Below are 12,114 nucleotides of genomic sequence, written 5' to 3'. Positions count from 1 at the left end.
AGCGGGACCGTTCACCTTGTTCGAGGCGTCGGGTCCCGACGCCGCGTCGATTCAGGCGACCGTCGACGCCTTCCGGGCCGCTCTCGGCGATCCGAACAACGGCAACACGGCGGGTCCGCTGACCAGCGGCCGGCGTGAGATCAACTGGGACGGCGGCGGGCAGTCCATCACCGAGTCGCCCACGCCGTTCCTCGGGTTCCAGGGCCGGGGCGCGGTGTTCACCACTCCCGGCACCGGATTCATCCAGGCGCCGCCCTCCCTCCTCGCCGCGGACTCGCGGTTCGACCCGAGCTACGCCAGCTTCGCCACGTTCAGCGCCCCGCGCGTGTTCTCGCCGCTCGGCAGCCCGTCCACCACCCTGACCTTCTCCGTACCTGGAACGAATGGGACGTCGACGGCGACCACGATCGCATTCGGCGCGGTCTTCTCGGACGTCGATTCGTCGACGAACGCCTCCCTCACCTTCCTGAACCGTCAGGGCGTGTCGCAAGGGACGTTCCCCGTGCCGGCCGCCGACAACAATGGCCTGTCGTTCCTCGGGCTGATCTTCCCGAATCTGCCCTTCAGCCAGGTGAACATCGTCAGCGGCACCGATCCCCTCGGGGTTGCCGAGAGCGGTAGCATCGACATCATCGTGATGGACGATTTCCTGTACAAGGAGCCTGCGGTGGTGCCCGAGCCGGCCACGCTGATCCTGCTCGGGGTCTCCGCGGTCGGGATGTCGCTCGCCGCGCGCCGGAGGAAGCGGGCGTCCTAACCCATTGCCTCCAGCGCGTCCTTCACCTCACGGGCGTCGAGCCCATCTCGGCGCCCGTGGCGCGTGGGGCCCGGCTCAGCGGTTGGAGGGCGACGGCTCGTACGCGGCGGCGCGCTCGTCGCGGTCGGTCGGGGCCAGCTCGGTCGCCGGATCCCCGGCCACGCGCGTGTGGCGCATCACGCGAGCCTGCCGGTAATCGTACGGCCGCGCCCGGTGCAGCACGCACCGGTTGTCCCAGATCACCACGTCGCCGGGCTGCCACCGATGTCCGTAGGTGCGCGGAGGCCGACAGGCGAACTCGAGCAGATCGGACAGGAGCTTCTCCGATTCCGCCTCGTCGAGACCCGGGATGGCGTGGGCGTGGCGGCCGATGAACAGCGCGGGACGACCGGTGACCGGATGAACCTTCACCAGGGAACGGAGCGGCTCGCCCTTGGTGTGGAAGCCGTAGCCCGTTCCGGTCTGGACGATGTGGCCGATCTTCGCTTGCGAGTGATAGAGCGAATGGTGCGCGGAGAGGCCGGCGACGCGCCGGCGCGTGGCCTCGTCCAGCGCCTCGTAGGCCGCGCGCATGTCGGCCCACTCGGTCTCGCCGCCCGCCGACGGCACCACCTGGGCCGAGAGCACGGAGGCCTTGGCGGCCAGCGGCATGTACGAGCTGTCGGTGTGCCAGCCCTCGTTGCCGCGCAGCGACTTGTAGCGGTGCTCGTCCGGCCCCATGATCGTGCCGTCGGGCTTCCGGTTGCTGATCGCCACCGCCTTCTGCTCAGGATCCGCAGCCAGTAGCTCGATGTCCCCGAATCGATTGGCGAACGCCACCTGTGCCTCCTCGGCCAGGTGCTGGCCCGGAAAGATCAGGAGGGCGCGCTCGTGGAAGGCCCGCTCCACCGCCTTCCACGTCACGTCGTCCATCCGGGCGAGCTCGAGGTCGGTGACCACCGCACCCAGCGTCGCGTCGATCGGCGTGACTGTCGGCTCCATGGAGGCCCTCCTCTGGTCTGGCAGGATGCGTCGACGTCCGGGTGGTGTCAAGCGCGCCCCGCCCGGCCTTCGGCGCTTGGGCCGCGATACCGCCGGCGGGCGCGGCGTACACTCGCCCCATGAGTCCCGACGGCGCCGCGAGCCCGAAGCTGGCCGTGGTCATGGTGGGGCTGCCCGCCCGGGGCAAGACCTTCGTGGCGAGGAAGCTCCAGCGCTACCTGTCCTGGCTCGGATACCGGACGCTCTGGGTCAACGTCGGCGACTACCGGCGGGCCCGTGCCGGCGCGAAGCAGCCCGCGGCCTACTTCGCGCCCGACAACATCGCCACGCGCGGCGAGCGCGAGGGATTCGCCACCGCCGCGCTGGACGATCTGCTCGACTGGCTCGGCAAGGGCGGCGAGGTCGGCATCTACGACGCCACCAACGCCGAGCCGGCGCGCCGCGAGCGGATCCGGCAGCGATGCGCGGCGGCGGGCGTGTCGGTCCTCTTCGTGGAGACGATCTGCGACGACCCCGCGATCATCGCGGCCAACGTCCGCCAGAACAAGCTCGGCCTCCCGGACTATGCGGGGGTGCGCGCCGACGAGGCGTTCCGCGACTTCCAGGCCCGCATCGCGCAGTATGCGCGGAGCTACGTGCCGGTGGCGGACGTCGAGGGCAGCTACGTCAAGCTGGTCGACGCGGGCCAGCAGGTCGTCACGAGCCACATCGAGGGCTATCTCCCCTCCCGGCTGGTCTTCTTCCTGATGCAGATCAAGCCCACCCACCGCCCCATCTGGCTGAGCCGGCACGGCGAGAGCGTATTCAACGTCGCGGGGCGGATCGGTGGCGATGCGGCCCTCACCGGGCGCGGACGGGAGTACGCCACGCTGCTCGCCGCCTTCGTGCAGGCGCGGACCGCACGTCCCGCGGTGTGGACGAGCACGCTGGAGCGCGCGGTCGGCACCGCGGCCCTCATGGGCGTCGTCCCGCGGACCTGGCGCGCCCTCGACGAGATCGACGCGGGCATCTGCGACGGGCTCACCTACGAGGAGATCCGCGCGCGGATGCCCGACGAGTTCGCGGCGCGCGCCCAGGACAAGTTCCGCTACCGCTATCCGCGCGGCGAATCCTACGCCGACGTCATCCAGCGGCTCGAGCCGGTCATCGTCGAGCTGGAGCGGCAATCGTCACCGGTTCTGATCGTGGCCCATCGCGCGGTGATTCGCGTGCTGTACGGCTACCTGATGGGCAAGCCGCAGGACGAGTGCCCTCACCTTCCGGTGCCCCTGCACACCGTGATCCAGCTGACCCCGACCGAGTACGACTACCGCGAGGAGCGCTTCGCGCTGTAGGCCGGCCGCCGCGGCTGCCGAATCCCCTGCCGGTCCCGGCCGTGGCGGTGACGGCCGGCGCGCCGCGCGGGCCCCCGGCCTACCCGCTCGAAACGCAGGCGCCTCCCTCGGCCGGTCCCACGTCCATCCCCGCCGGCGGAGTGGAGCGGACATCCGGCCGGGGCTCGGCGTGATCGTAGAAGCCGTCCGGCGTGAAGTGGTACGAGACCGTCGGTCCCACGAGGCAATGGAGATCCACCGGCTCCGTCCGCCACTCGCCGGACAGCTCCAGGCTCACGATCTGGTGATCCTTCGACTCGACACGGATCTTCATCCCCCGTTCCGGTAGGCGCGCTTCGCCCGGCCGCCCACCTCCTCCCAGTTGATGTTGGCGAAGAACGCCTCGATGTACTTGCTTCGCTCCGAGGGCTTGTAGTCGAGCAGGAAGGCGTGCTCCCAGGCGTCCATCACCAGGATCGGCTGGTAGCCGGCCGGGACACCTTGCTCGTGGAGGGTGATCCACTGGTTGGTCATGCGGCCGGAGAGCGGATCGCGAAACAACACGGCCCAGCCCACTCCGCGCATACCGCCGGTGGCGACAAAGTCCGCCTTCCAGGCATCGAAGCCGCCGTGGCTGTCCTCGAGCGCCCGCGTGAGGTCGGCGGACGGCCGGCCCTTGCCTTTCGGAGCCAGGTTGTCGAAGTAGTACTCGTGCAGCACCATGCCGCCGTACTCGTAGCCCAGGTGGCGGGTCATCTCGGCGTAGGCCGGATTCTTGGCCGCCTCGCCCGACTTCGCCATCTCGGCCAGCCGCTCGGTGAGCTGGTTCGTCTCCTTGACGTAGCCTTCGTAGAGGCCGAAGTGCATCTCGAGCGTCTTGTCCGAGATGCCGGTGAGGTTCGAGAGCGGAAAGCTGCGCGCCTTGTAGGTCATGGTCATGACGATCCCCCTCTGACAGGCAGGCAGCATCGGATGTGCCAGGGGGCCTTTCGAGCGAGTCGGACGCGCCGAGCGCGCTCCCGCACGACCGGCAAGGCCACGGACCGACGACCGCGGCGATGTTACCGGGTAGTTTCGACGGGCGCGTCGGCCCCCGGGACGGCCGATGTCATCGGCGAGTGCCGGCAGTCGATGAACGAGGACGCCAGAGCGACGAGTCGGAGTCGCCCGTCCGCAACGATCGTCATCTCGATGTAGGCCGACGGCTCCGTCTTCTTCCACGCCACGTCAGACACGATCTTGATCGAGTAGGCCCGCCCCTCGTCCAGGGCACGCGTGCCGACGTCGTAGGCCCAGAACGAGCGCTGCCGCCGCTCGTATGCCTGGTAGGCGCACCGCTCCTCGATCACCCGCCACGCGAACTGCTCCACGACCTCCGGGACGCCGGCGCCGCGAGCAAACAGGATGGGGGAGTCGAAGCCCACCGCCCGGGAAGCCGCGAAGGCGCACAGGGCGGCCACGATGGTGATTTGCACGAGGGCGCGACGCCCGCGCGCATTCTTCGGCCGGCCACCGCGCCACGCGAGGCTCATGGGCAGGCACCCGCCTTGCGCACCTGCACGAACAGGGCCCGCATCTGCTCGAACGTCTCCGTGTTGACCGGGCCCGGGATCGAGCGGCAGCCGTGTCCCTTCGCGTCGACGACGGTGACGGAGACGTCCGCATCCGGCAGGCGGAAGGCGCGGACGAGATCGCCGTTCCAGTCGAGCAGGAGGGAGATCTCCGGCGGCACGTTGAGCTGGAGCCGGTCGTTGACCTCGGTCTCCGTCTTCTGGCCGCGGGCGCTGCGGGCGTCGAGGCCGCGGAGGATGACCAGCGTCCCGGGGATCTCCCTGCGGATCCGGTCCTCCCATCCTTTCATCCGGCGCATGCCGTCGACCTTGCCGTAGATCAACAGCATCGCCTCGCCGCGATGGCGCGCCGGCCCGTCCACCTTGCTGTACTGATCCTTGAGGAGGATCTCCTTCCCGTCCTGCGCCCCCGCGCCCGGGGGCGCGAGCACCGCGGTGACGCCGATGAGCGCCACGAGCACGCCCGCCCGCGGCGCGACGAGTCGGGTGAGCGGCCGCCCCAGCGGCTGGAGCAGCACCAGCATCAGCGGCAGGAGCACGAACTGGCTGATCAGGCCGAGCAGGAAGGCGGCGCCGGCCAGGATCGCGAAGTGCACGGTCGGGACGAACGAACTGAAGATTCCGACCCAGAAGCCGACCGCGAGGGTGACGGTCGAGAACACCACCGCCCGGCCGGAGGACCGCACCATGTCCATCAACGCGGCCACGTAGTCGGCCTCCTGTCGGAACGCGTCCCGGAACGGGGCCAGCAGGTAGATCGAGTTGTCCACGATGGTGCCGATCACCACGCTGGCGATCATGGCGGTGGGCACCGACAGCGCGATGCCGCTCCAGCCCATGAGGCCGTAGACCATGAGGACCGGCGCCCCGTTGGGGATCGCGCACAGCGCGCCCAGCCGGATGGACCGGAACTGGATGGCCATCACCGTGAGGATGAGCACGAGCGCGATGGCGAGCCCGTGGACCTGGTGGCGCACCAGGGTCGTGGACATGTTGGAGAAGACGACGAAGTTGCCGGTGAGGCCGACGTCGGCGAGGCCGACCTGCTCGGCGACGTCGTGGATGCGCTGGAAGAGCGCCTGGGATCTCGCGGTGTCCAGGGCGGGCACTCGCGCGTTGACCCGCAAGGTCGCGCGGCCCTCCGCTCCGTCCGCCAGGAATCGCTCGAGGTCCGCGGGCGCTTCCTTCCGGAGGGCGTCGATGAAATCGCCGATGTCGGTCTCCGCGTCCGGCCCGTCGGGCAGGCGCGCGTAGGCGTCGTTGCCCCGGTGCATGGCGCGGTTGACGCGCGCGAGCAGATCCGGAAGGCCGGTCACCTTCCGCACGTCCGGCAGGTCCCGCAGGGCCGCCTCGAGCCGCGCCACCTTGCCCAGGATCTCCGGGCCCGGAGGCGCCGGCGTCGGCACGAGGATCTCGACCGCGTTGACCCCGGTCAGGTTCGCGTCGATGAATCGCGTGGCCGCGGCCAGAGGGCTCGCGTGGCGCAGGGAGCGCACGAGATCGGTCTCGACGTGGATCCGCAGCAGCCCGGCGACCGAGACCGCCAGCAGTCCGCCCACCGCGAGTGCGGTCGCGGTCCGATGGCGCGTCACCCATGCCACCACGGAGCAGAGCCGGCGCTCGATCGGGCCCGCCTCGAAGGCGCGGACGACCCGCGCCGGCAGATCGGGCAGCGAGGCGAGCAGGAGGGGGGTCAGCACGATGGTGTGTCCGTAGCCCAGCATGATGCCGATCGCGGTGAACAGGCCGAACTCGCGAATGGCCGGGATCGGCAGCACGAGGAGCGCGAGGAACCCGATGGCCGCGGTCAGCGCCGCGTTGAAGCACGGCGTGCGCATCCGAGCGTGTGCCTGGGCGAGGGCCACCGGCCGGGCCAGCCCCTGCGCGCGCGCGGCCAGGTACTGATTGAGGAGCTGGATGGTGCCCTCGAGCGACATGACGAGGATCACCGGCGTCATGAGCGACGTGACCGGGTTGAGGGCGCGGCCGGCCAGCCCGAACAGGCCGAGGGCCCAGACCAGGGCGAGCGTGACGGTGGCCAGCGGCACCACCATGCCGACCGGATGACGATAGAGGATGGCGGTCATCACGGCCAGGATGAGGAACACCAGCGGGACGAAGATCGCCTGATCGCGAGCGATATAGCGGGCCACGTCCGCCTTCTCGACGGGAATGCCCGCCACGAACGTCGCGAGCCCGAGGCCGGACTCCGCCCCCAGGCGTCGCAGGTCGGCCACGAGCCGGCTGCGCCAGGCCGCGTCGCCGGGCCCTTCCTCGAGCTCGACGATGAGCGCGGCGGTGCGGGCGTCCTTCGCCACCAGGAGGCCGCCGAAGATGGGATGAGAGCCCAGCTCCTCACCCAGCGCGGCCGGCTCCAGCTTGCCGGCCACCACCTGTTGGTATGGGTAGATCGGCACCGGACCCAGCTCGTCGCCGTCCAGGTCCCGCACGCTGGTCGGGGACAGGACGCGCGCGACGTGGGGCAGCGCGGCGACGCGACGGGTGAGTCGATCGAGCCGCTCGAGCGACTCGCGCGTGAAGAGCCGATCGGAATGGAACGCGACCACGACGATCTCGTCGGAGCCGAAGAGCGACTGGAATCGATGCAGGCGATCCAGATCGCCCGGGCCGGACGGGATCATGGCCTCGACGCCGGGGTCGATCCGAAGGGTGAGCGCGGCCCAGCCGAGCAGGACCGTCACCGCCGCGACGGCCGCGAGGGCCAGCCGGCGATGACGGAGCAAGAGCGCGATCATGCGCTCGGCCGACCCGGCGCTCCGAACCCGGGCGCGCTAGACATACGCGCGCTCCGCCCGGCGGATGGCGCGGTAGCGCGCGAAGGCCCGACGCTCGTTCTCGAGGCCCACCAGCGAGCGGAGCGAGCAGCCCCGGAAGGTGTGCGTCAGCATCCGAAGGCCATGGCGCATCGCGAAGCCCGGGTTGTGCCGTAGGGCGGCGGGCAGATGGCGCACCTTCATCCACCGCTCCGCCCGCCATCGGAGGAACTCGATCTCCTCGGCGGGGAGGTGCTCGCTCCGCACCACCGCGGTGGTGCCGTCGTACTCGGCCACGTCCTCGGTGACGATGAGGCCGCGCTCGCGAAAATCCTTCGCCATCGGCGTTCGCGGATAGGGCGTCGGGTGCTGGATGTACGGATAGTCCACGTAGCGGCGCGCGAACGCCAGGTTGGCCTCGATGGCCTCGCGGGTATCGTCGGGATTGCCCACGATCAGCCCACCCACCACGTACATCTTGTGCCGGTGGAGATGATCGATCGCCTGGATCGTGGCGTGATCCGCGGCCTCGCGGGCTCCTCCGCGCCCGGTGTTCTTGGCCCGCGCGCGCAGGAACGCCAGATCGCCGTCCAGGACGTTCTCGATCCCGAGGAACACGTAGCGGAAGCCGGCCCGGCGCATCAAGGGCGCCAGCGTCGCTCCGTGATTGGCGATGGCCGAGGTCATGGCCTGCACGATGTACTCGAGGTCGTCGAGGCCCGCCTCCACGATGGCCCGGCAGAGGGCCTCGAACCGCCGGACGTTCAGCGTGATGTTGTCGTCGACCAGGAAGATGGTCCGCGCGCCGTGGGCCCGTGCGTCGCGAATGTCGGCCAGCACCCGATCGAAGGTGTAGGTGTGGAAGTTCCGGCCGCGCATCTCGATGATCGAGCAGAAGCTGCAATCGAACGTGCAGCCCCGGGAGGTCTCCACGACGTCGACCTGCCGGCCGACCATCGTGTACCCGGTGAGGACCCTCGCGGCCCGATTCGGAGGCTTCAGCTCGCCGCTGGCCAGACCGGTCACCGCACGATCGGGATTGTGATAGAAGCCGCTCTCGGTCCGGAAGGAGAGCCCCGCGACGTGCCGGTAACCGGCGCCGGCCTCGATGGCCTGGATCAGCTCCCGGAACGTGAACTCCCCCTCGCCGCGGATCAGGAAGTCGGGCGGCTCGCCGGCCGTGGTGTACGCGTCGGGCGCCAGGCTCGGATCGTAGCCTCCGACCGCGATGCGGGCGGCCGGCCGCAGCTCGCGCAGCAGGGCGATGAGCTTCAGCGCGGTGCGTCGCTGGAACGTCATCACCGAGAGGCCCACCACGTCCGGCTCGCGCTGCCGCACCAGGCGCTCCACCGTCTCCCGCACCCGCGTCTGGACGAGGATGAGATCGGCGACCGCCACGTCGTGATGGGCATCGACGTTTCCCGCGATCGACGTCAGCGCCCCGTTCGGCATCCGGATGGCCAGCGAGGGCATGTGCTCGAAGGAGTCCGGCATGGAGAGAAGCAGCAGGCGCATGGGACGGCTCACGGCCTACAAGACTATCAGCCTTCGAGGCCGCCGGCCGCTCCGGCGTGCGGGCGTGGAGGAGCGGGCTCCGGCATGCGGCGCGTCACGCGTCCCGGCGCCGGTGGCCCGACCCGCATGGACAGCTTGTGAAGGGCCCGCCCGAGCCGACGACGCAGGGGGGACAGCTACGTGGCGCGCCGGCCCTCGCTCTTCGCCTTCTTCCCGGCCGCGCGCGCCTGAGCCGTTCGTGCCAGCCGCAGGTTCGCCCGCTTCTTCTCCAGTGCCTTGGCGCGGGCGGCGGCGTCCAGCCTGGTCATCTCGTGGAGCTTGGCGAAGTGTGCCGCATCGGCGGCTTCGATCTTCTGGATCAAGGCCAGCATTCTCGCGCTGAGTGCCATGGATTGACGCTCAGTCCAGGGTCGCCAGGCCCGATGTCATCTTGTTCCGCTCATCGCGCCAGATGGCAAAGCAGGTGGCGTGAACCCGAATCTGCCGGAAGCCCTCGTGGGCAACTCGGTACAGCACTTCCTCAGACGAGACCGGCGTAGAGCAGGCGTCGCATCCTTCGTCAGTGCCGTTGGTCGCGGAGACCGCGCCGCCGCGGTTTCGAGGCAATCGGCCATCCGCGATCCTGTCCCGCACGAGCCGACGCACAGTCACATCGTTCATTCTCAACGCTCCGAGTGAAAGACCAGACGGGGCAAGCCAGAACACCGGGGTCTCGACGCCTGATGCGTCAACCCGAGAGGCCGGGGTGGCGGCACGCCATAATACCGCCATGCGCATCGCTGCACAAGCGGCGCCGCGGCGCGAGATCGTGGGCCCGAGGACTCGTGGGAATGGGTGGAGCCGGGGGCGGGAGTTGAACCCGCGACCTACTGATTACGAATCAGTTGCTCTGCCACTGAGCTACCCCGGCGTTCGTCCGTAGACTCTACCACTTCCGGCACATTCTGTCCCTCGTGCCCCCGCGGCATCCCTATGCGCTACCGTTCCGTCACTGGCATTGCGGCTCACGACGGGTACGTCCGTGGGCGATTCGGCAAACACCCTCGCCCGCTTGAAGTGTCTGGGGGCTACCACCCTTCACCTGGGAGTCGATGATCTGGATCATGCCTTCCTTCCCGGACACATCGAGAAGATCTCTCGTCAGCAGACGTGTCATTGTTCCCGCGGCGGTGCGACGGGCTCCGACCTGGTCGTTTGCGCCGCCAAATACCTGGACGACCCCGCCAACCGTCAAGCAACCGCTGCCCCGACTCGCCACTCATCTCTTGTCTACTCGTTCTGTCTTGGTCGAGTCTCGGCAGAGCAGCAACGCATCGAGGCTGAGGGGAACGCATTCGCACGTTGCGAGGAGCAATGCCCGCCCAGCCCGGTGAAGGCGGCAACAGCGCAAGCGTCAAGCGCACATCGCAGAAACGCCGAGCTCAAGCCACCCTCCGTCGCCTTCGCAGTCAGATTCGAGACGTGCGGATTCCCGGCAAGAAAGCACAACGAGAGCTGGACGTGAGTCCGGGCTGACGCTGCTCGGATCGGAGGGCGGTCGAGCCGGAATTGGGCTACAGGAGGCTTTTCCCGCTCATGGGCCCGGCGGGCCGGGCTCCGAGCAGGTCCACGATGGTGGGAGCGACGTCGAATGCCGACCGCACGCCTCGGTCGCCGGGATCGAGGCCCGGTGCGAGCACGCAGGCCATGCCGTACCGTCCGGTGTGACCGCCGGTCCGGCGGAGCGGCACCGGCCCGACCAATCCCAGACGTGGATGCTCGAGCGCGGTGACCACTCCGCGCCAGACGACGATCAGGTCGGCCTCGGAGCCGGTCAGGGCCAGCGGATCGCGGGTGTCCGCGCACTCGATCGAATCGACCGCGGGCTCACCCGTTCGCGGGTTGCGGCACTCGCCGAGCATCTGCGTCATCGCCTCGCATGCTTCCTGGTAGCGCGACGGCTCGATCATGCCGTCCCGCTCGCGGCCTCGCAGGTTGAGACGAATGCGCCCGTCGTAGAACGATGGCAGCGCGAACGCCGGCATGCGCGGCCAGTGACGCCGGTAGCGTAGGGCCGGCTGCCAGTGGAGGTCCTGCCGGGCCCTGGGTCCGCCGTGGGCGCGCCAGTCCCCCACCGCGGCCCGCGCTCCCTTGAGCGCCCCTTTGACGGGTGCCGGCAGGCGTCGCACCAGCGTGCGCAGCGGTCCCGGGCGAGGCCAATCGAGCAGCTCCGCGGAAACGGGCGGCACCCAGGCCTTGCTGGCCGCCGTCCAGCCTGCCCCGTCCTGGAGGATGGGCACGCGGCCGGGGCTCGCGGCCCACTCCGACGGCACGCGGAGGAGCGGATGACCGAATGCGTCGCGGTACAGCAGCTCGGGGAGCAACACCATGGAGGCGACGTCGGAGTGGTTCGGCCCCATCCCGCCCGGATTGAACGCGATGAGCGCGGTGTGCCCGTCGGAGGGCATGAGCTGTCCGACCATGCGGTCCAGCGACCGGTGCACGTCGACGAGCGCGCGCTCGGCGGCCGGTGCCGAGGGATGCCCGTGGAGGGGATGGCGCGCGTCGACGCCGTGCCACAGCGCCTCGACCGCGCCGTGGAGCTCGCCCACCACCGTGATGAAGAGATCCCAGTCCGGGAATCGCTCCGTCGCCAGCCAGCACGCCGCCGCGGAGCGGAGATCGAGGGCGCGGCAGAGCGACTCGCCCATCGTCTGCGTATCGGCGGACGAGGGAAACGGCATTCCGTACGTCCAGCGGGAGGCCGGATAGGGCCCGAACCGGGATTTGAACTCCGCCAGGAAGCCTCCCGGAGTCGCGGTCAGCAGGCTGCCGGGATCGTGAGCGCCCCACCCCACGATGCCTCGCGTGTCGGGCGCCCGGTGCAGATCCACGTAGGGGGTGTCGAAGACGACGACCCGCCGATCGAGGCCGGTCCACCACGGGGTGAACCGGGCGCCCTCCTGCCACGCCTGGTAGGAGGCCGGATCGAACTCCACCGCGGCCCAGCGGCGCCCGGCTTCGGGCGAGAGCCCGGAGGCGACGTGCTCCCACGCCAGGCCGGTGCGCTGGGCAGAGCCGTGGTCGAGCCGGAAGCAGGCGGCCCGGCGGTGCAGCTCGGCGAGCGCGGGCATCTGGCCCGCGGCCATGAGCCGCTGGGCGATCGAGATCTCGAGGCCATCGAGGCCGATGACCAGCACGCGTGGACGAGCCATGGGCCCTCA

General features: G+C 70.0%; 11 protein-coding genes and 1 tRNA gene. 2 read left to right on the top strand and 10 right to left on the bottom strand.

Translation table 11 applies throughout. The features are described from left to right. Window positions 1-757, top strand: a 757-nt coding sequence (locus VKN16_17440; protein HME95992.1) for a PEP-CTERM sorting domain-containing protein, incomplete at its 5' end; no start/stop codon positions are given. Between the two features lie 75 nt (window positions 758-832). Here the strand turns inward: VKN16_17440 and VKN16_17435 are convergent. Beyond that, window positions 833-1,738 carry a TauD/TfdA family dioxygenase gene (locus VKN16_17435; GenBank protein ID HME95991.1) on the bottom strand — a complete coding sequence of 302 codons (906 nt, stop codon included), beginning with the start codon at window positions 1,736-1,738 and terminating at the stop codon, window positions 833-835. Window positions 1,739-1,857: 119 nt separating this feature from the next. Here VKN16_17435 and VKN16_17430 point away from each other — a divergent pair, with 119 nt between their 5' ends. Next, on the top strand, window positions 1,858-3,072 hold the full coding sequence (locus VKN16_17430; GenBank protein ID HME95990.1) for a 6-phosphofructo-2-kinase/fructose-2,6-bisphosphatase: 1,215 nt from the start codon (window positions 1,858-1,860) through the stop codon (window positions 3,070-3,072). A 79-nt stretch (window positions 3,073-3,151) separates the two neighbouring features. Here VKN16_17430 and VKN16_17425 read toward each other — a convergent pair whose 3' ends face one another. The 9 genes from VKN16_17425 to VKN16_17385 all read right to left on the bottom strand — a co-directional run bounded on the left by VKN16_17425 (window position 3,152) and on the right by VKN16_17385 (window position 12,105). After that, on the bottom strand, window positions 3,152-3,385 hold the full coding sequence (locus VKN16_17425; GenBank protein ID HME95989.1) for a hypothetical protein: 234 nt from the start codon (window positions 3,383-3,385) through the stop codon (window positions 3,152-3,154). After that, window positions 3,382-3,990 (bottom strand): Fe-Mn family superoxide dismutase, encoded by a 609-nt coding sequence (locus tag VKN16_17420; GenBank protein HME95988.1) that lies wholly within the window; start codon window positions 3,988-3,990, stop codon window positions 3,382-3,384. Before VKN16_17420 ends, VKN16_17425 begins: the two co-directional genes overlap by 4 nt. Window positions 3,991-4,112: 122 nt before the next feature. Continuing rightward, window positions 4,113-4,583, bottom strand: coding sequence for a hypothetical protein (locus VKN16_17415; protein HME95987.1), 471 nt, complete (start codon window positions 4,581-4,583; stop codon window positions 4,113-4,115). Then, window positions 4,580-7,378: an MMPL family transporter gene (locus VKN16_17410; GenBank protein HME95986.1), complete on the bottom strand. Its 2,799-nt coding sequence runs from the start codon at window positions 7,376-7,378 to the stop codon at window positions 4,580-4,582. Before VKN16_17410 ends, VKN16_17415 begins: the two co-directional genes overlap by 4 nt. Window positions 7,379-7,414: 36 nt before the next feature. Then, window positions 7,415-8,911: a radical SAM protein gene (locus VKN16_17405; GenBank protein ID HME95985.1), complete on the bottom strand. Its 1,497-nt coding sequence runs from the start codon at window positions 8,909-8,911 to the stop codon at window positions 7,415-7,417. A gap of 176 nt (window positions 8,912-9,087) precedes the next feature. After that, the gene (locus VKN16_17400; protein ID HME95984.1) at window positions 9,088-9,273 is read right to left on the bottom strand and encodes a hypothetical protein; all 186 of its coding nucleotides are present in this window, start codon (window positions 9,271-9,273) and stop codon (window positions 9,088-9,090) included. A 37-nt stretch (window positions 9,274-9,310) separates the two neighbouring features. Continuing rightward, the gene (locus tag VKN16_17395) at window positions 9,311-9,571 is read right to left on the bottom strand and encodes a hypothetical protein (protein ID HME95983.1); all 261 of its coding nucleotides are present in this window, start codon (window positions 9,569-9,571) and stop codon (window positions 9,311-9,313) included. Between the two features lie 175 nt (window positions 9,572-9,746). Then, window positions 9,747-9,821 (bottom strand) — tRNA-Thr (locus tag VKN16_17390). Window positions 9,822-10,464: 643 nt separating this feature from the next. After that, window positions 10,465-12,105 carry a hypothetical protein gene (locus VKN16_17385; protein ID HME95982.1) on the bottom strand — a complete coding sequence of 547 codons (1,641 nt, stop codon included), beginning with the start codon at window positions 12,103-12,105 and terminating at the stop codon, window positions 10,465-10,467. Between the last annotated feature and the right edge of the window lie 9 nt (window positions 12,106-12,114).

It is taken from the genome of Candidatus Methylomirabilota bacterium, assembly GCA_035315345.1.
Classification (GTDB): domain Bacteria; phylum Methylomirabilota; class Methylomirabilia; order Rokubacteriales; family CSP1-6; genus CAMLFJ01.
The sequence above is the reverse complement of the archived record's forward strand: the minus strand, read 5'-3'. Positions and strand labels throughout refer to the sequence as shown.

What these genes read in the sequence shown, in the direction of transcription:
- VKN16_17435 (HME95991.1), bottom strand. Translation starts at nt 1,738, where the DNA reads ATGGAGCCGACAGTCACGCCGATCGACGCGACGCTGGGTGCGGTGGTC.
- VKN16_17430 (HME95990.1), top strand. Translation starts at nt 1,858, where the DNA reads ATGAGTCCCGACGGCGCCGCGAGCCCGAAGCTGGCCGTGGTCATGGTG.
- VKN16_17425 (HME95989.1), bottom strand. Translation starts at nt 3,385, where the DNA reads ATGAAGATCCGTGTCGAGTCGAAGGATCACCAGATCGTGAGCCTGGAG.
- VKN16_17420 (HME95988.1), bottom strand. Translation starts at nt 3,990, where the DNA reads ATGACCATGACCTACAAGGCGCGCAGCTTTCCGCTCTCGAACCTCACC.
- VKN16_17415 (HME95987.1), bottom strand. Translation starts at nt 4,583, where the DNA reads ATGAGCCTCGCGTGGCGCGGTGGCCGGCCGAAGAATGCGCGCGGGCGT.
- VKN16_17410 (HME95986.1), bottom strand. Translation starts at nt 7,378, where the DNA reads ATGATCGCGCTCTTGCTCCGTCATCGCCGGCTGGCCCTCGCGGCCGTC.
- VKN16_17405 (HME95985.1), bottom strand. Translation starts at nt 8,911, where the DNA reads ATGCGCCTGCTGCTTCTCTCCATGCCGGACTCCTTCGAGCACATGCCC.
- VKN16_17395 (HME95983.1), bottom strand. Translation starts at nt 9,571, where the DNA reads ATGAACGATGTGACTGTGCGTCGGCTCGTGCGGGACAGGATCGCGGAT.
- VKN16_17385 (HME95982.1), bottom strand. Translation starts at nt 12,105, where the DNA reads ATGGCTCGTCCACGCGTGCTGGTCATCGGCCTCGATGGCCTCGAGATC.